The sequence below is a fragment of the Vulcanococcus sp. DEBay_Sum29NL08_54 genome (assembly GCF_017859255.1).
Taxonomy (GTDB): Bacteria; Cyanobacteriota; Cyanobacteriia; order PCC-6307; family Cyanobiaceae; genus Vulcanococcus.
Genome location: NZ_JAFMNJ010000007.1, coordinates 12,956 through 30,704, shown reverse-complemented (window position 1 = coordinate 30,704; position 17,749 = coordinate 12,956). Strand labels below are relative to the sequence as shown.

Below are 17,749 nucleotides of genomic sequence, written 5' to 3'. Positions count from 1 at the left end.
GACCGATCAAGAAAGGTCAACCCTAGTCAGAACCCAGGAAAGACCCCCAGGGCGTAGGGCTCTCCTGGGACTGGATCAATCAGCCGAGCGGCTGAGGCCACAGCCTGCTGGGCCTCCTCCAAGTTCCCCTTTTGCCAGAGCCAGCGGTTCAGCCAGCCGCTGAAGGCCACATCCCCGCCGGTCGTACTCGCCAGCACCGTGCGCGGAGAGAAGCGCTCCAACAGCTCAGGCAAAACGGTCTGGCCGCGGACAAAGGCGCCAGCGACCGGCAAGCCCAAGTCGACCACGGGCGTGATCACCGCATCAAGTACTTCCGGGGCGAGGTCAGCGGGCAGGTAGCCATGGGGCTCGAGGTAAAGGCTCCCCTGGGGATGGCGCAGCAGGTAGCCGTTCTCAACCTGGGGCACCGGTGCGCCTGCTGTGGCTTCAATCCGAAGCTCGCCAAAGGCCGTGGTTTCACCGGGGCGCAGGCCCGTGACCTGCTCAAAGCCCATCTGCTGCACCTTCTTGGCCGCCGTCAGGGACCCCACCACGGGCAGGGAACGGGGCAGCAGCGCCAGGGTCTCGGGATGGGCGTGGTCATCCAGTCCCTGGGTGAGCAGCAGCAAATCGAGATCGGCAGGAAGCGCAAAGGAGCGGGACAACTGCCCCTGGAAAAACCAGGGCCCGGGGGGAAAGACCAACGGACCGCGGAACCAGGGGTCCACCAGCACCCGCAGTCCCGACCAGTCCAGTAACCAGCCGTTTGCCCCGAAATAGGTCGCTTCCACCGCTTCAACGCAACTGGCGGCGAGGCTAGGCAGCGCGGTGCTGGAATACAGGAACGAGGCTCAGGACAAGTGGTGCTGCGACTGAGCGAGTTGAAGCTGCCGCTGGATCACGAGGAAGCGGACCTCGCTCCAGCCATCTGCAAACGCCTCAAGATCGATCCAGCGGCCCTGCTCGCGCATCGGGTCATCAAAGAGAGCATCGACGCCAGGCGGAAATCCGCCATCCAGATCGCCTACAGCCTGGAGCTGGAACTGCCGCCGCAGCTCGAGCAGCAACTGCTGAAACGCTTCAAGCGCGATCCCCACCTGCAACCCGCAAGCGACACCCACTACCAACCCGTGGCGCAGGCCAGCCCCGGGGATCCCCTGCCTCAGCGGCCGGTGGTTGTGGGCGCCGGACCCTGCGGCTACTTCTGTGCCCTGATCCTGGCGGAGATGGGGCTGAGACCCCTGCTGCTCGAGCGCGGCAAACCCGTGAAGGAGCGCACGGCGGACACCTTTGGCTTCTGGAAAGGCACTGCGCCGTTCAACCCCGAATCCAACGCGCAATTTGGGGAAGGGGGTGCGGGCACCTTCTCCGATGGGAAGCTCTACAGCCAGGTGAGAGACCCCAAACACCTCGGGCGCAAGGTCCTGGAGGAACTGGTCGCAGCGGGGGCCAATCCAGAGATCCTGGTCAAGCACCACCCCCACATCGGCACCTTCAAGTTGGCCACGGTGGTTCGGGGTCTCCGGAGCAAGATCACGGCCCTCGGCGGAGAGATTCGCTTCGAAAGCCGTGTCAGTCAGCTCTGCGTTGAGCAGATCGATGGGGAGCGGCGCCTTAGCGGCGTTGCCCTGGCCAGCGGAGAGATCATCCCGGCGCAGCAGGTGGTCCTCGCGGTCGGCCACAGCGCGCGCGACACCTTCGCGATGCTGCAGGAGGAGGGCGTGACGCTGGAGCGCAAACCCTTCTCGGTGGGCTTTCGCATCGAGCACCCGCAACCCCTGATCGATGCCGCCCGTTGGGGAAACTGCGCCGGCCATCCCCGCCTGGGGGCTGCGGAGTACAAGCTCGTCAAACACGTCAGCAACGGGCGCTGCGTCTACAGCTTCTGCATGTGCCCCGGTGGCCTGGTGGTGGGGGCCACCTCGGAGGTGGGACGGGTCGTCACCAACGGGATGAGTCAGCACTCGCGCAATGAGCGCAACGCCAACAGCGGCATCGTCGTGAACATTGAGACAGGCGACGTCGAAAGCTATGGCGCCTACCCCGGCGACCCCCTTGCGGGGATTGCCTTCCAGCGGCACTGGGAGGCCAAAGCCTTTGAACTCGGTGGCAAGAGCTATGCCGCTCCCGGTCAGCGGCTCAAGGACTTCCTGGCCGGCGGCAGCCAGGCACCCGCTGATCTGGGGACGGTCAAGCCCTCCTACAGCCCCGGTGTGGTCCCTGCAGACCTGGGGCAGGCCTTACCGGCCTTTGTGATCGAAGCCCTGCGGGAGGCCCTGCCGCAGTTCGAGCAGTCCATCCCGGGCTACGCCATGGACGATGCGCTGCTGACTGGCGTTGAAACCCGCACCTCATCCCCCGTGCGCATTCCCAGAACAAAAGCCCTGGAGAGCGTGAACACCCCAGGGCTTTATCCGGCGGGAGAGGGGGCCGGCTTCGCCGGCGGAATCCTCTCTGCTGCGATGGATGGCATCCGCGTCGCGGAAGCCGTTGGCCTCACTCTTCTTCGTCAGGAGCGCCCAGGGGCACCAGACGGATCTGCTTGCGACCCAGCTTGATTTCGAACTCATCGCCGGGCTTGAGGTCCAGCAGGGCGGTGTAGGCCTTGCCCACCATCAGGTTGCCGTTGAACTGAACCTTGGTGGTGAAGCTCAGCTTGCGGCCGCCTTTACCAACCTTGGCGCTCGAGCCGCCAAAATCAACGCCCTTGGCATTGAGCAGCGCTTCGTAGAACGCCGTGAAATTCAGTCGCTCGCTGCCGTCTTTCTTGTTGGAGACATATCCGCATGCACGTACAACGTCGGATTTGCTCACGTCGCCCATTTCTTTGACTTTGGCGAGAAGATCAGCTCCGGTGAGCATGAGATTGATAGTTATGCAACTTCTGCATCATCACACCCGACGGTCAATTCAGCAAGGCTGACTTTTTCAAAAAGCCGGGATTTCCCAGGAGTTTTTTTTTCAATCAATGCCCCCCACGCTGGTCTGGTATCGCCGCGATTTGCGCACGCAGGATCACGAACCGCTGGCGAAGGCCTGCTTAAGAGGACCGGTCATTCCGGTGTTCGTACTGGATGACGCGTTGCTGTTTCATCCTGAGACTGCCGTCGCTCGTGTTGAGTTTTTACTGCACTCTTTGCAGGCCCTCGATGCCCGATTGCGGTGGCTTGGGGGGCGATTACTTGTGCAGCGCGGCCAACCCGAAGTGGTCCTCGCCCGTCTCGCCCAAGGCAGCGGCGCGCGCCATGTCCTCGCCCATACCGACAGTGAGCGCCTGGTCGGCCGGGTCCGTGATGCCCGCGTCAACCGCCACCTGAAGGAGCAAGGCATCGAGCTGGACTGGATCGAACCAGCCGGTGCCAGCGGCGAGCTTCAGCCCTACAGCGATTGGAACCGCCAGTGGCATGGCGCCATGGCCGCGCCGCTGGTGCCGGAACCTCAGCGGGTCGTAGTACCTGAGCAGTGCCCAGATGCACCGGTCCCCAGCCTCAAGGAGCTGGGGCTGATCAGCGATGGCAAACCGATTCCCAAAGCAGGTACTGATGCCGCCCTAGGGCGGTTGGATCGGTTTCTCGAGGGATCCGATTCGCGGACCTACTACTGGGAGCTGAGCTATCCCTCCGCCAAGGTCACCTCAGGCCTCAGCCCCTACCTGAAGTTCGGCGTGGTCAGCCCCAGGCAGTGCCTGCAACGACTCACCGCAGCCGGCCTACGGGCAAAGGAAAACGCCGATCGCAGCCGCCTGCGCAGCATCCAACAACTGTTCAGCCGCCTGCGCTGGGGCTGCTCCATTCACCAGCGCTTCCGCTACCTGCCCCAGCTGGAGCTGCGCTCCCTCTGGAGCGCCTTCGACCAAGAGAGCGCGCTCTCCGCCCAACAGATTGAGCTCTACGAAGCCTGGAAAGAGGGCCGCACGGGTTTCCCGATCGTCGATGCCGCGGCCCACTGCCTGCGGGGGGGCGGGGGATGGCTGGAGCTGAACTTCCGCAGCCGAGCGATCTACGCCAGCTTTCTCAGCAACCTCTGCGGGATTGATTGGCGCTACGGCGCCCTGCATTTCATGCGGCACCTGATCGATGGGGACTGCCCGATCGATCACTACCAATGGGCCATGCAGGCCGGGGCGACCTATCGGGGCCGCAAAGCCTGGACGCGGATCTATCACCCCGGCCAGGTGGCCGTGAATCGCTGCGACCCCCATGGCCTCTTCATCCGGCGCTGGTTGCCGCAACTCGAGCGCCTCACCAATGACCAGCTCGGAGAGCCCCCCGCCTTCGCGGGCTACCCCGCCCCAGTGCTCAACTACGAGGAAGCGCGCCAGGCGCGGATGGAGGCGTTGAGCAACACACGCCACGGCATCGGAGACATTCCCTCCGCCTTGGCACGGTTGCCCGATGACCTCACGCCCTTTGGCAGTGATCAAATCGCCGGCAGCCAGGTGCTCTGGGCGCAACCCCGGGCACCGGAGCTCTTCCCGGAGGCGGTGGACCTCGATCGACTGGACCGGGAGGAATGGCTGGCCCTGCTCAGCTGGTTCAGCCTCAGGCGCTCGGCTGAGACCGGTGAAGCCGGGGAGAGCCCCCCGAAGAGACGCAAACCCAAGCGCAGCCAAACCGACAACGGCCAGCTCAGCCTGGAGTTCAACTAGGCAACTGTTGGGAGACGATGCCGCTCCACTGCACCGCCTTGACCTGATCGCGGCGCCAGGAGTGAAACAGCAGCGGCTCTGATGCCGTGCACAGGGGGCAGACACTGATCTGCTCTGGGGACACACCGAAGCGCTCCAGCAGCAAACGGGTGGCGAGCCGCAGATCGAGGCGCTGCCGCAGCGGATCTGGATCGGCGAGCAGAGCACCGCACTCCGCCATCGCCGCCAGGGCCCCCTCGAGCGTGAGGGACGCATCCACCTGCAGCAACTGCTCAGCGATCGCTTCCGGCACGGCCGGCTCCACCTGGTACTGGGGGCCGCTGATGGCTGGCCCCAACGCAATCAGCAGGTCATGGCGGCGGCAGCCGCGCTGCTCCAGCTGCCGGATCGCCTCTTGAACGATGCCCCCGGCCACACCACGCCAGCCGGCATGGCAGGCCGCCACCTGTCCGGATTCCGGATCCGCCAGCAGCACTGGAGTGCAATCGGCGCCGCAGACCCAGAGACTCTGACCACCGGCATCGCACACCAAGCCATCGGCCTGGGGCCAGGGCTCCGCTACGGCCTCACTCGCCGGCAAAACCAACGCGCTGTGAACCTGCTGGGGCCGGTGAACGCTGATGCCAGCGCTGACATAACCGGCCAACACATCAGGGCCTCGGCCCTGCCACTGGCGGGTGAAGAAGCCATGTTCAAAGGCCTCCAGCAGATTCGACTGGAGGTAATAGCCCCCGTAGCAACCGATCCAGGTCCAGCCCTCTAGGGCGTTAAACCCTGCATCTGGGCGGTCAAAGGGGGCCTCAACGGCCTCAGCCATACAACCGTCTAGGCATCGGGGAGGTCCCGCAGGATCCAGAAGCCATCAAAACCGGGTTGATCCGGGCTGGATTGAATCGCCAGGAATTGCACACCACCGACTTGACCGCGGGAGGCCAGGAATGCCGCGGCCGCAGCCTCAGCTTCGTCTGACTCCAACTGTCCCAGCAACCATCGGTCTTCTTGGCCCGCCTCCAGCACCAGTTGCTGACCGCAGACCTCGAGGCGCACCGGCTCCAATCCCGACACCCAGCCAGCGATCGCCAAGGAGCGGCTCGCGCTGAACAGGCGCAGACCGCTCACCATCAGCTCGTCATCGAGCGACTCCGGCAAGGGAACCAGACCAGCAAAGCTGGTGTCCCAGGTCATCGCCTCCCGCAGGGCACCGATCGGCAGGGAGGCCCAAGACCAGCTGTCGCCGCGGGCCGCCTCAGGCAGCGGAACAGCCACGGGCTGAATCGGCTGGGGCGGCGGAGCCAGGGGGCCAGCCATGTAGCCCTCCTCCTCGGGATAAACCGTGGCTTCGCGCTCCTGGAGCCACTCGACCAGGGCATAGCAACGGCGGCTCGGCACCAGTTCCAGGCCCAGCTGCTCGGAGGCCCGCTGCACCATCGTGCGCATCGAGGAACGCCAGCAGCGGATCTTGCGTGGGGGATCAAACCCCTCAGCGTCCGCCTGCTCCAAGGCCTGCTCCAACGCGGACTTCAGCCACTGGGAGTTGACGCTGGAGGCCGGGCACTTCAGGACCCACTGGAAGGCGCGACCGGGATTCTCCGCATTGGGGGAACTGCAAATCAGCAGCTCCCAGCGCTTCTTTCCGTCCTCTTCCAGGATTGGACGGGAGTAGTAATCCAGCTCCCAATCCGCCTGCAGGCGGGCAGGACTCGCGGGCTCGGTGGCCTGAATCATCCGGCGGATTGTTCCTGCTGACGCAGCACGTTACGAGCCCTATTGGCGCGATCGGCGGCCTCCGCCATCACTTTGTCGCGCTCAATCAACAACTCACCCGGCTGCCCCTCCAGCAGAGCAGTGTTCAAGGCGATGCGACCGCGACCGGGATCCAATTCAGTAATCAGTGCTTTCACGCGATCGCCCTGGCCGAAGACCTCGCGCAGATCACGCATCTGACCACCCGTAATCACGGAGTGGTGCAGGAGTCCGCTGATGCCGCCCAGGTCCACGAAGAGGCCATAGGGCTTGATGGCCACCACCTGTCCCTCAACCAGCTGACCGACCTCGAGGTTCTGGAACAGGGCCGCCGTGGCCGCCTTCTTCTCAGAGAGCACCAGCTTGCGGGTGTCCGGATTGACCTCCAGGAAGGCCACACCGAGGGTTTTGCCCACCAGCGCCTCGTGGTTTTCACCCTCCTGCAGCTGGGAGCGGGGCACAAAACCGCGCAGACCTTCGACATCACAGGTGATGCCACCACGGTTGAAACCGTTGACCTTCACCTGGAGCACCTTGCCTTCCTTCTCGAGGGCACGAACCTTCTCCCAGCTCTGGCGCAGGGCCAGGGCACGGGCGCTGATGGTGACCATGCCATCGGCGTTCTGCTCGCGGGTGACGAGCACTTCAACGGTCAATCCCTTCGGGAAGCGTTCCTTGAGGTTGGTGATCACCCCCAGAGCACACTCCTTTTTGGGCATGAAGCCAGGAGCCTTACCGCCGATGTCGACATAGACACCATCGCTCTCCATGCCGATCACCGTGCCGGTGACGACTTCACCGGTGGTGCCGACGAAATCCTGCTCATCGAGGGCCGCCAGGAAGGCCTCCTCGTCAAAGTCGAAGTCATCGACCGAACGGGTGGGAACCGCCGCCGGCTTGGACTGGGGCTGCGCCATGCGGGAGCCACCGGAGCGCCGACCCTTATTGCGGTCGTCGGGGCCCAGCAGGTCCGCCATGGACAGCCCCTCAAAGCCGCTCATATCGAACAGGTCGTCGTCGCCTGATGCCGGGGAAGCCGCCGGGCGCTGGGGCGCGACCGGCGCCTCACCTCGGGCCGCCCGTGCGGCGTCTTCCAATTCAGCTGCCCGCTGCGCAGCGGCTTCGGCGGCGGCACGGGCCTCAGCGGCTTCACGCTCCAGGCGCAGCTGCTCTTCCTTCTTATTGATCTGCAGAACCTGGGGCGGCTTGCGAACCGGCGGCGGCGCAGCGGCGGGACGCTGAGGCGACGGAGGCACCGGACGAGCCGAGGTGGGTTGCTGCTTGGAGAAGGGCTGGGGGGGCTGGGGAGTGCCGGAACCGGCCATGACCAAGCAAAGACGCACAGCGCCACACTGTAGGGACGACCCTCCTTGATCGAAGACGGACCCATGGGCGACGACGCATACGCCTGTCAGGGATCCCGTCGCCTCGAGCGCCTGACCTGGCCCGCCTTCCAGGCGGCCGCCCAGACCTGCGGCAGCACGGTGGTTTGGCCCTTTGGCGCCTTCGAGCAGCACGGTCCTCACCTTCCCCTGGGAACGGATGCACTCTTCGCTGAGCAAATCCTTGACCAGGTGCTCGAGAGCCTCCCCCAGGAGGCGCCGATCTGGCGGCTGCCGCTGCAGAGCATCGGCTTTTCACCGGAGCACCTGGGCTTCCCAGGAACCCTGAGCCTCCCGGCCGAGCTCCTGATCCGCAGCATCGAAACCGTTGGCGGCCAGCTGGCGGCGGCAGGCTTCGAGCGGCTGGTGCTGTTCAACGGCCATGGCGGTCAAATCGCCCTGCTCCAGGTCGCCGCCCGACAACTGCGCGCCGCCCATCCCTCGCTTGGGGTGTTGCCCTGCTTCCTCTGGAGCGGCCCCAAGGGAATCGGAGAGCTGATCGAGGAGCCCGAGCGCAGTGAAGGCCTCCACGCCGGACAGGTCGAGACGAGCTTGATGTTGCAGCTCAATCCTGAGCTCGTCGGGCCGAAGCGGGCCGCGGATGGCCTGGGGGCCCAGCAGCCGCCCCAGGGATGGAGCCTGGAGGGGGCCGTGCCCAATGCCTGGCTGACCCAGGACCTCAGCAGCAGTGGCGTCATTGGCGATCCCAGCCAGGCCAATGGGGCCCAAGGCGAGGCGCTCCGGCAGCGGTTGGTCCAGGGCTGGAGCGAGCTCTTCGGCAGTCTCCTGGGCAGCGACTGGCCCCCCAGGGAGCCCAAACCGAAGCCAGACCAGCGCTGAGGAATCGGGGTGCGCGGGCGACGGGAAGTTGGCAAAAGCTGCCAAACCCCATCTGAGGCTTGTGGAGATGGTTACAGTCAACCCCATTGCAACGTGTTCTCGGTAGCCATGGCGACCCTCGAAGCCACTGATCTGCCTACGGCGGGCGCGACTGCGCTTCCCGATTTCACCTGCGCGAACTACAAGGACGCCTACAGCCGGATCAACGCGATCGTGATCGAGGGCGAGCAGGAAGCCCACGACAACTACATGTCCATCGGCACGCTGCTGCCCGAGCAGGCAGGCGAACTGACGAAGTTGGCTCGCATGGAGCTGAAGCACATGAAGGGCTTCACCGCCTGTGCCAACAATCTGGGTGTGACCGCCGACATGGCGTTCGCCAAGGAATTCTTCGCCCCCCTGCACGGCAACTTCCAAAAAGCCCTGAAAGAGGGCAAGGTTCCGACCTGCCTGCTGATCCAGGCCCTGCTGATCGAAGCCTTCGCGATCTCGGCGTATCACATCTATATCCCGGTCGCCGATCCCTTCGCCCGCAAGATCACCGAGGGCGTGGTGAAGGACGAGTACACCCACCTCAACTACGGCGAGGTCTGGCTCAAGGCCAACCTGGAGAGCTGCCGTGAGGAGCTCGAAGAGGCCAACCGCGAGAACCTCCCCCTGATCCGCCGCATGCTCGATCAGGTGGCCGGTGACGCCGCTGTTCTGCAGATGGACAAGGAAGATCTGATCGAGGATTTCCTGATCGCCTACCAGGAAGCTCTGACCGAGATCGGTTTCACCACCCGCGAAATCGCCCGCATGGCGGCCGCCGCTCTGATCGGCTGAAGCGATCAGCCTGAACGAGTCGACGCTGCCCTTTAATCAGGTGTCTTCTCGGCCGGTGTGTAACCAGGAGAGCCCCCGCGAATGTTTGGTCTGATCGGTCACTCCAGCAGCTTTGCGCAGGCCCAGGAAAAGGCCCGCGACCTGGGGCTAGAGGAGATGGCCGAAGCGGACCTCCTCTCCTGGTGCTCGGCTCCACCTCAGCTGCTGGAGACCTTCGAGGTCACCAGCAAAACCGGGGCCACCATCCAAGGGACCTACATCGACTCCTGCTTCGTGCCGGAGATGCTGAGCCGCTTCAAGACCGCGACCCGCAAGGTTCAAAACGCCATGGAATTGGCGCAGAAGAACGGGATCAACGTCACAGCCCTGGGCGGTTTCACCTCGATCATTTTCGAGAACTACGACCTCTCGAAGTTCCAGCAGATCCGCAACACCACCCTCGAGTGGGAGCGTTTCACAACAGGCAACACCCACACGGCCTGGGTGATCTGCCAACAGGTCGAGACCAATGCCCCTCTGCTGGGCATCGACCTGAGCCAGGCCAAAGTCGCCGTGGTCGGCGCCACCGGTGACATCGGCAGCGCGGTCTGCCGCTGGCTCAGCCAAAAAACAGGCGTGGGTGAACTGCTCCTGGTCGCTCGGCAGCAGCAGCGGCTGCTGGATCTGCAGGAGTCCCTCGGCGGTGGCCGGATCCTGACCCTGGAGGAGGCGCTCCCCGAAGCCGACGTGGTGGTGTGGGTGGCCAGCCTTCCCCAGACCCTGACCATCGACCACGGCAGCCTGCGCAAGCCCTGCCTGATGATTGACGGCGGCTACCCCAAGAATCTCGACGCCAAGGTGGCCGGTGAAGGGGTCCATGTCCTCAAGGGCGGCATCGTCGAGTTCTGGCAGGACATCAGCTGGCAGATGATGGAAGTTGTGGAGATGGAAAACCCCAAACGCCAGTTGTTCGCTTGCTTTGCAGAGGCGATGCTGCTGGAATTCGAGGGTATCCACACCAACTTCAGCTGGGGCCGCAACCGCATCTCCATCGCCAACATGGAGCTCATTGGTGAAGCCTCCCTGAGGCACGGCTTCCGGGCCATCGGCCTGAACCAAGCCCCCGCAAGCTCCGGCAACCCCGACCTTGAACTGGCCGCTGCTTAAGGCCTCCCGGTTCAACGCTCGCCCCCCTGCCCCTTACACCCGCTGCCATGGCCCGTCGTCCCCTGCTCGACTTCGAGAAGCCCCTGGTGGAGTTGGAGGAGCAGATCGACCAAATCCGGCAGCTCGCCAAAGACTCTGAAGTCGACGTCAGCCAGCAGTTGCTCCAACTGGAGACCCTGGCGGCCCGCAGGCGGGAAGAGATCTTCAGCAACCTGAGTCCCGCCCAAAAGATTCAGGTTGCGCGCCACCCCCAACGCCCCAGCACCTTCGATTACATCCAGGTGCTGACCGATGAATTCATCGAACTGCACGGGGACCGGCGCGGCAGCGATGACCAAGCCCTCGTGGGCGGCGTCGGACGCATTGGCGATCAAGGCGTCGTCCTCTTGGGCCACCAGAAGGGACGGGACACGAAGGAAAACGTGGCTCGCAACTTCGGCATGGCCTCACCTGGGGGCTACCGCAAGGCGATGCGCCTGATGGAGCACGCCGATCGCTTCCGCCTGCCGATCCTCAGCTTCATCGACACCCCCGGCGCCTACGCCGGACTGCTGGCGGAGGAGCAGGGCCAGGGCGAGGCCATCGCCGTGAACCTGCGCGAGATGTTCAAGCTGCGCGTTCCGATCCTGGCCACGGTGATCGGTGAGGGGGGCTCAGGTGGTGCGCTGGGCATCGGCGTGGCGGACCGGCTGCTGATGTTCCAGCACAGCGTCTACACGGTGGCCAGCCCCGAGGCCTGCGCCTCCATCCTCTGGCGCGATGCGGGTAAAGCTCCGGTGGCCGCTGAGGCGCTAAAGATCACCGCACCCGATTTGCTGAAGCTCGGAATCATCGACGAAATCATTGCCGAACCTTCGGGCGGCAACCACTGGGCCCCGCGCCAGGCAGCGGAGAACCTCAAGGCGGCCCTGATGCAACAGCTGGCCGTGCTCTTGGCCCTGAGCGAGGAGCAACTGGTGGATCAGCGCTACGCCAAGTTCCGCCGGATGGGTCGCTTCCTGGAATCCGGCGCCCAGGACGCAAGCCTGAGCTCGTAAGGTTTTCGTTGGTTTGATCGGGGTCCTTGCGGCCCGCCCCCGCCGTTGAGTTCCCCTGTCTCCGCTTCAGCGCCCGTTGCCCTCATCACTGGTGCCTCCAGGGGGATCGGAGCAGCCGCAGCAAGGGCTTTTTCCCAAGCCGGCTATCAGCTGCTGCTCTTGGCCCGCTCCCAAGCCGATCTTGAGCAGCTGGCCCAGGAGCTGCGCAGTGAGCGCTGCCGGGTGGAAACGATCGCTGTGGATCTCTCCGATCCACAAGCCATCGCCCCTGCCCTGGAGAACCTGCTCTCCCGGGGACTGGTTCCAACGGTGCTGATCAACAACGCCGGAGCGGCCTACACGGGGGCCCTAGCGGAGATGCCCCTGGAGCAATGGCAATGGTTGCTGCAGCTCAACCTCACCAGCGTTGTTCAAACCTGCCAGGCGGTCCTGCCGGCCCTGCGCCAGACCCAGGGTTTGATCATCAACGTCAGCAGCCATGCGGCCCGCAATGCCTTTCCGGAATGGGGGGCCTATTGCACCACCAAGGCCGCCTTGGCCTCCTTTAGTCGCTGCTTAGCGGAAGAGGAGCGCCAGCACGGAATCCGTGTATCGACGCTCACCTTGGGTGCGGTTAATACCCCCCTCTGGGACAGCGAGACCGTCCACAGTTCCTTCGACCGCCGTGCCATGCTCACTCCAGAGCGCGTGGCCGAGACACTGCTGTCTTTGGCTCAGCAACCTTCCTCCAATGTTGTGGAGGATCTAACCCTTATGCCCGCAGCGGGCGTTCTTTGAACGCATCTCGGGACCCGTTCATGACTTCAACCCTGTCCTCGAGCATTCCCGGCCAGTTGGCTCCCGTGAGCCGCCGCATCCGTGAACGCCTCGAGTCCGCCGGCGTGCCCTTCCTGGCGAACGACAACATCGCCGAACACCTCAAGGACGGCGAACTCGATCAACTGGAAATCGAGGTTGCCGGAAAGGTTCGCGAGCTGCTGCGCAGCTTGGTGATCGATATCGACAACGACCACAACACCGAGGAGACCGCCGAGCGTGTCGCCCGGATGTACCTCCATGAGGTCTTCAAGGGTCGCTTCCATCCCCAGCCGAAGATCGCGAGCTTCCCCAACGTCAAAAAGCTCGACGAGATCTACACCGTGGGCCCGATCACGGTGCGCTCGGCTTGCTCCCACCACCTGGTGCCGATCCTGGGCAACTGCTGGATTGGGATCAAGCCCGGCGAACGGGTGATTGGTCTCTCCAAGTTCTCGCGCGTGGCCGACTGGGTCTTCTCCCGTCCCCACATCCAGGAAGAGGCGGTGATGATCCTGGCCGATGAGATCGAGCGTCTCTGCGAACCCCAGGGCCTGGCCATCCTGGTCAAAGCGCAGCACTACTGCATGAAGTGGCGCGGGGTGAAGGAGCCCCAAACCAGCATGGTGAACTCCGTTGTCCGCGGTGACTTCCGCCACGACTCCAGCCTCAAGGCTGAGTTCTTCGAACTGGTGAAGCAGCAGGAGTCGATGCTGGGCTAAGGCGCCAGCACCGGCCCGACGGGGGCTGAGGCGATGCGTTTGACCTGACCGTTTTGGTTGACGACCGCCACCACCATGAGGTTCTGGCCGACATCCACCGGTGCCGGGACATAGCTGGTGCCCTGGGCCGTTTCAATCAAGAGCCAGGTGCGCGCCGAGGGATCCTTCCGGTACCAGTGGTATTGGGCGTTCGCCAGGGCGGCATTGGCGTCGGCCTCGACCGTGGCCTGGAGCAGCCCACCCTGAATGGCCTGACCAGCAATCACGAGTGAACGCAGGCCATCAATCTGCTGCTCGATCGCACCCTCCAACTCCAGATCCGCAGAGATCTGATCGCGGAAGGTGCTGATCTGCTGCTGGGCACTTTCCGTGACGCCGGGGATGCACTGCAGGCTCGCGCCCACCAGGCGGCAACCGACCAGGTCCTGGGCGCGCAGGGCTGGGGACAGCGCAAGGGCCAAGCCCAGGAGCACAGGGGCAGAGCGCAGAGCAGCCATGGCCAAGGATTAGCTGCTCAAATCCTGGCGAAAGGGAGCCAAGGCGGCCACCAGCTGCTGCACTTTGGCGAGATCCTTATCGCCCGGAGCCCGCTCCACCCCGCTGGAGACATCCAATCCAGAGGGGGGCCGGTGCTGCAGGGCCCGTAGGGCCGGGGCGACCCGATCGGGATTCAAGCCGCCAGCGAGCCACCAGGGCAGAGGGGAGCAAAAACCACTGAGCCAATCGATCGGGATGCGGTGGCCCGTGCCGCCGAGCTGATCGGGCACCCAGGCATCCAGCAGCAGAGCGTCGACGACCGCGCCGTAGTCGGCCGCCCGCTGCAGATCCTCGGGCTGGCGAATTCTCAGCGCCTTCCACAACAAGAGATCCGGGCCGAGGGCCTCCCGCAGTTGCCGGCAGCGCTCTGGCGTTTCCTGGCCATGGAGTTGCAGCACCTGATGGCCGCCAGCCGAACCCAACTGGGACAGTTCCCCATCACTGGGATCGGCCACCACGAGGACGCCAAGACAGCGGCTTGAGGCCTGGCGCATCGCCGCAAACAGCGCCGGCCGGGCCCCAGGGGACAACCAGCGGGGGGAGGCCTCAACACCGATCACCCCGATCGCATCGACGCCCAGGGCGGCCACGGCACTGGCCTGCTCGGGATGGCGCAGTCCACAGACCTTCAGCCATGGCTGGGGGCCAATGGGGGAAGTTGGACGCGCCGTCATGCCGTGGCCCCAGGAAGCCCAACCTTTCTAGGATCGGGGCAACGGATGAGGACGTGTGGGGGAAGGCTGGCAGCTACTGCGGATTCGGGGCATCCCCCTACGCATTCACCCCAGCTGGTTTCTGATCTTGGCCCTGGCCACGGTGGCCTTCCAACAGCAGTACAGCCAGCAATTCGCCGCGCAAACCCAGGAGGCCTGGCTCTGGCTGATTGGCCTGCTCACCGCCCTGTTGCTGTTCCTCTCAGTGCTGCTGCATGAGTTGGGGCACTCCCTGGTGGCCCTCAGTCAGGGGGTCAAGGTCCGCAGCATCACCCTGTTCCTGCTGGGCGGGGTGGCCAGCGTGGAGCGGGAGTGCCCAACCGCCATGGGCTCCTTCTGGGTGGCGGCCGCTGGCCCCCTGGTGAGCCTGGTGCTCTCCGCACTGCTGCTGCTTGGCAGCCACAGCGCCAGCCATGCCTCGCCCCTGCTCGGAGCCATGGTCAGTGAGCTGGGCGGGCTGAATCTGATCCTGGCCCTGTTCAACCTGCTGCCGGGACTCCCGCTCGATGGCGGCCTGATTCTCAAGGCCCTGGTCTGGCAGTTCACCGGAAGCCAGCGCAAGGGAATCCAGGTGGCCACCGCCAGCGGCAAGGTGCTGGCCTTCAGCGCCATTGGCCTTGGGGCCTTTCTGCTGCTGCGAGGAGCCGGGGTAGCGGGGATTTGGTTGATGCTGCTGGGCTGGTTTGGCCTGGGCGCCGCCCGCAACCAATCGCAGATGCTGGCGCTGCAGGGCGTGCTGCGCAGGCTGCAGGTCAAGGACGCGGCCCAGAGGCGCTACCGCGTGCTCGAGGCCAACACGAAACTGCGGGAACTCAGCCGCCTGCGGGTCAGCGACGAGAAGGGTCTGGCGGACTGGCTACTGGTCTGTGACCAGGGCCGCTGGAAGGGGTTCATCACCGATGCCCCCCTGCAGAGCCTGCCGGTGCAGCGCTGGGATGAGGACAGCGTTGGCGAGCACCTGCAACCCCTCGATCAACTCCCGAGCATTGGCGATGGGACTCCGCTCTGGCAGGCGATCCTGCAGCTCGACCAGCCGGAGGTGAATCGGCTGCTGGTGCTCGGTCCAGCGGGCCTACCCACGGGCACCTTGGAGCGACCGGAACTGGCGGAGCGGGTCCTGAAGGAACTCGGCGTGCGGCTGCCTCTAACGATCCTGGAGGCCGCCCGCCGCCAAGGGGTCTACCCCCTGGGGATGATGCTGGCGCCCATGGCACGAACCATCGAAAGCAACCCTGAGGGTTGAAGGGTTCAGCCCAGGGGAGCCGGGTCCTCCAACAGCTGGATCTGTTGCCACTCCCTGGCGCTGAGGGCCACGGTCTGGAGGGCACCGCCACACAGGTGATCCTGAGCCGCCCGCTGGAGCTGCGCCATCACGGCCGCTTGCGGTAGAGGCTCCAGGTTTGGCGCTGGAGAGTTGAAGACCTCCCGCCAGAGGTCCTGGGGTGGAGAGAGCAGGACACTGCCGTGCTGCAGCAGGCAGGCCCCACTCCAGAGCTGGGCACTACCGATCCGTTTGGCGCCATTGGCCTGCACGAGATCTGCAGCCGTGCCGCTGGCAAAACAGTTGCCCCGCTGGGCCGCCTCCGCAGCCTTCACCGAGCCGAACTCCAGGGGAACGCCCAGGGCGGCGAAGGCCACCTGCAGCCACTGACAGGCCTCGGCATAGGCCGTCAGGCGATGGGTCGTGGCCGGCCGGCAGGCCAGGGCATAGGTGAGTTCTCCGGCATGCAGAACAGCCCGACCGCCGCTGGGACGCCGCACCAGGTGCAAACGGCCCTGCTCAGCCAGGGCGATCCAGCGGGGATCGATCTGGCGTTGGTGTCGTCCCAATGAAAGGGTCGGCCGACTCCACTGGTAGAGCCGCAGCATCGGATCGCCCTGACCGGCGCACTGCTGCTGCAGCATCCAACGGTCGATCGCCATCTGCAGGCCGGCATCGGCCGTGAGTGGGGGGATCCAACGCCACCTCATGGAGCTGGCAGGATGCGGGTGAGACGTGCGGCATGCGCCATGGGCTGGGAGCTGCTGCCTCTGTTGCCTCTAGGCATCTTGGCCGGCTTGCTCTCAGGCCTGCTGGGAATTGGTGGAGGCCTGGTCTTCTCTCCCCTGCTGCTCTGGATTGGCCTGCCGCCCCATCAGGCCCTGGCCACCAGCACCCTGGCGATTGTTCCGACCACCATGGCGGGCAGCTTGACCCATTGGCGCAGCGGTCAGGTGCCCGCTCAAGCGGCCCTGGCGATCAGCGCTGGCGCCGCCTTTGGCGGGGGCCTGTTCAGCCGGCTCGGCCACAGCCTTGAGGGCTGGCAACTGCTGGCCTTGCAGGCGCTGATGTACGGGCTGCTGGCCCTGGTGATCGAGCCTCGCCGCACGGGCGGCAACAGCGCTTCAACCGTGCCGGTGCTGGGACTGATCGGCGTTGGCCTGGTGGCAGGCCTCTCCAGCGGCCTGCTGGGTGTCGGAGGCGGCCTGGTGATGGTGCCGCTGATGGTTCGCGGGCTGTGCCTTGGGGTCTACCAGGCGATCCGGCTGAGCACGATGGCGGTCTTCGCCTCGTCCTTGGTGGCCTCCTTCACCTTTTGGGGAGACGGCAGGGCCCAACTGCTGATCGGCCTGGTGCTGGGGGCGACGGCCGCCTCAGCCGCCCAGTGGTCCGCCGGGCACCTGCAGAAGGTGCCGGAACAGCGCCTGGTGGGACTGATCCGGCTGCTGTGCGTGCTGCTGGCCGTGGACGTCGGACGGCGGGCCGTTCTGCTCTGGCTCTAGCGCTCGTGGTCTTTCCAGAAGCTGCCGTCCAGCTCAAAGCCCAGCACGGCCGCCATTTGCTCCAGATTGCCGCGACAGTTCAAGCCATACCCCCTGGACCAGTGATCCAGCAGGTAGAGGCGATGGGTCATCCAGAGCTCAAGGCTGTCTGGGGCGAAGCGAATCCCCTCGCTGCGGCTGAACTGATGGGGAAGCAGCATGGCCACGTGGCGGGTCAATTGGCCACTGCTGCGCTCCAGCAGCAGCGGTAGCCACGGGCAGAGGGCATCGGCGCGCAGGCTCCAGAGGCGCAGCTCCGTGATCTCCGAGAGCTCGCGCGGGTCCTCCGCCGAACGGGGCCAGTCGAACTGGAGCGTCAGGCTGCCGCTGGCCTGCAGCAGGTCCTTGGGGTCCAAGGCGAACCAAGGCTGCAGGGGCTCAAGGCTCTGGTCTTGAACCTGTTGCGCTGAGATCGACACCGTTCCATCAGGAGCCAGACCAGACACCAAAAGAACCCTGCAGAACTGTCGATCGACCGTAGCGAGCCCATCCCCTAGGGGTGTCGAGCTGTGACAGGCCCAGGCCCAGGCCCTAGCCAGCCCCACCATCTGCGTGAAAATGAATTGGTGTTTTTCTCAAC

19 protein-coding genes are annotated in these 17,749 nt (G+C 65.0%); 10 read left to right on the top strand and 9 right to left on the bottom strand.

The genetic code is table 11. From position 1 onward, the window contains the following. Positions 1-26: 26 nt before the first annotated feature. On the bottom strand, positions 27-770 hold the full coding sequence (locus tag QZ186_RS03985) for an MBL fold metallo-hydrolase (protein WP_296415905.1): 744 nt from the start codon (positions 768-770) through the stop codon (positions 27-29). Between the two features lie 72 nt (positions 771-842). On the opposite strand from QZ186_RS03985, the gene QZ186_RS03980 reads away from it, so the two are divergent. Next, positions 843-2,537, top strand: coding sequence for an NAD(P)/FAD-dependent oxidoreductase (locus QZ186_RS03980; RefSeq protein ID WP_296415904.1), 1,695 nt, complete (start codon positions 843-845; stop codon positions 2,535-2,537). On the opposite strand, the gene QZ186_RS03975 is transcribed toward QZ186_RS03980, so the two are convergent. Continuing rightward, positions 2,476-2,841, bottom strand: a complete 366-nt coding sequence (locus QZ186_RS03975) for an AbrB family transcriptional regulator (RefSeq protein ID WP_010316617.1) — start codon at positions 2,839-2,841, stop codon at positions 2,476-2,478. The two genes, QZ186_RS03980 and QZ186_RS03975, sit on opposite strands and share 62 nt — an antisense overlap. Positions 2,842-2,947: 106 nt before the next feature. Between QZ186_RS03975 and QZ186_RS03970 the strand changes: the two genes are divergently transcribed. Beyond that, positions 2,948-4,627, top strand: a complete 1,680-nt coding sequence (locus QZ186_RS03970; RefSeq protein WP_296415903.1) for an FAD-binding domain-containing protein — start codon at positions 2,948-2,950, stop codon at positions 4,625-4,627. Here QZ186_RS03970 and pgeF read toward each other — a convergent pair. From pgeF to QZ186_RS03955, 3 genes are read right to left on the bottom strand one after another with little or no spacing between them, the layout of a single operon-like run. Then, positions 4,620-5,444 (bottom strand): peptidoglycan editing factor PgeF, encoded by an 825-nt coding sequence (gene pgeF / locus QZ186_RS03965; RefSeq protein WP_296415901.1) that lies wholly within the window; start codon positions 5,442-5,444, stop codon positions 4,620-4,622. The two genes, QZ186_RS03970 and pgeF, sit on opposite strands and share 8 nt — an antisense overlap. Before the next feature lie 8 nt (positions 5,445-5,452). Then, the gene (locus QZ186_RS03960; protein WP_296415900.1) at positions 5,453-6,352 is read right to left on the bottom strand and encodes a Tab2/Atab2 family RNA-binding protein; all 900 of its coding nucleotides are present in this window, start codon (positions 6,350-6,352) and stop codon (positions 5,453-5,455) included. Further along, positions 6,349-7,695, bottom strand: coding sequence for a S1 RNA-binding domain-containing protein (locus QZ186_RS03955; protein ID WP_296415899.1), 1,347 nt, complete (start codon positions 7,693-7,695; stop codon positions 6,349-6,351). Before QZ186_RS03955 ends, QZ186_RS03960 begins: the two co-directional genes overlap by 4 nt. A 63-nt stretch (positions 7,696-7,758) precedes the next feature. On the opposite strand from QZ186_RS03955, the gene QZ186_RS03950 reads away from it, so the two are divergent. From QZ186_RS03950 to folE, 6 genes are all read left to right on the top strand, one after another. After that, positions 7,759-8,592 carry a creatininase family protein gene (locus tag QZ186_RS03950; RefSeq protein WP_296415898.1) on the top strand — a complete coding sequence of 278 codons (834 nt, stop codon included), beginning with the start codon at positions 7,759-7,761 and terminating at the stop codon, positions 8,590-8,592. Positions 8,593-8,700: 108 nt separating this feature from the next. Beyond that, the gene (locus QZ186_RS03945; protein WP_010316607.1) at positions 8,701-9,417 is read left to right on the top strand and encodes an aldehyde oxygenase (deformylating); all 717 of its coding nucleotides are present in this window, start codon (positions 8,701-8,703) and stop codon (positions 9,415-9,417) included. 81 nt (positions 9,418-9,498) lie between these two features. Continuing rightward, positions 9,499-10,563 carry a long-chain acyl-[acyl-carrier-protein] reductase gene (locus QZ186_RS03940; RefSeq protein WP_247477873.1) on the top strand — a complete coding sequence of 355 codons (1,065 nt, stop codon included), beginning with the start codon at positions 9,499-9,501 and terminating at the stop codon, positions 10,561-10,563. Positions 10,564-10,610: 47 nt separating this feature from the next. Continuing rightward, positions 10,611-11,600 (top strand): acetyl-CoA carboxylase carboxyltransferase subunit alpha, encoded by a 990-nt coding sequence (locus tag QZ186_RS03935; protein WP_296415897.1) that lies wholly within the window; start codon positions 10,611-10,613, stop codon positions 11,598-11,600. A gap of 45 nt (positions 11,601-11,645) precedes the next feature. Further along, a complete protein-coding gene (locus tag QZ186_RS03930; RefSeq protein WP_050778463.1) occupies positions 11,646-12,377 on the top strand; it encodes an SDR family oxidoreductase in 732 nt (243 codons plus the stop codon). 20 nt (positions 12,378-12,397) lie between these two features. Further along, positions 12,398-13,117: a GTP cyclohydrolase I gene (gene folE / locus QZ186_RS03925; protein ID WP_010316599.1), complete on the top strand. Its 720-nt coding sequence runs from the start codon at positions 12,398-12,400 to the stop codon at positions 13,115-13,117. On the opposite strand, the gene QZ186_RS03920 is transcribed toward folE, so the two are convergent. Next, positions 13,114-13,614 (bottom strand): hypothetical protein, encoded by a 501-nt coding sequence (locus QZ186_RS03920; protein ID WP_296415896.1) that lies wholly within the window; start codon positions 13,612-13,614, stop codon positions 13,114-13,116. The two genes, folE and QZ186_RS03920, sit on opposite strands and share 4 nt — an antisense overlap. A gap of 9 nt (positions 13,615-13,623) precedes the next feature. Then, positions 13,624-14,328 carry a phosphoribosylanthranilate isomerase gene (locus QZ186_RS03915; RefSeq protein ID WP_296415895.1) on the bottom strand — a complete coding sequence of 235 codons (705 nt, stop codon included), beginning with the start codon at positions 14,326-14,328 and terminating at the stop codon, positions 13,624-13,626. Between the two features lie 55 nt (positions 14,329-14,383). Here QZ186_RS03915 and QZ186_RS03910 point away from each other — a divergent pair, with 55 nt between their 5' ends. Then, entirely contained in the window at positions 14,384-15,610 is a 1,227-nt protein-coding gene (locus tag QZ186_RS03910) for a site-2 protease family protein (RefSeq protein ID WP_296415894.1), read from the top strand. Positions 15,611-15,615: 5 nt separating this feature from the next. Here the strand turns inward: QZ186_RS03910 and QZ186_RS03905 are convergent, their stop codons facing one another. Next, positions 15,616-16,338 carry a lipoate--protein ligase family protein gene (locus QZ186_RS03905; RefSeq protein WP_296415893.1) on the bottom strand — a complete coding sequence of 241 codons (723 nt, stop codon included), beginning with the start codon at positions 16,336-16,338 and terminating at the stop codon, positions 15,616-15,618. A 39-nt stretch (positions 16,339-16,377) separates the two neighbouring features. On the opposite strand from QZ186_RS03905, the gene QZ186_RS03900 reads away from it, so the two are divergent. Beyond that, positions 16,378-17,130: a sulfite exporter TauE/SafE family protein gene (locus QZ186_RS03900; protein ID WP_296415960.1), complete on the top strand. Its 753-nt coding sequence runs from the start codon at positions 16,378-16,380 to the stop codon at positions 17,128-17,130. Here QZ186_RS03900 and QZ186_RS03895 read toward each other — a convergent pair. Next, complete coding sequence (locus QZ186_RS03895; RefSeq protein WP_247477860.1) at positions 17,127-17,618, bottom strand: CRR6 family NdhI maturation factor; 492 nt, start codon at positions 17,616-17,618, stop codon at positions 17,127-17,129. The genes QZ186_RS03900 and QZ186_RS03895 overlap by 4 nt on opposite strands. Between the last annotated feature and the right edge of the window lie 131 nt (positions 17,619-17,749).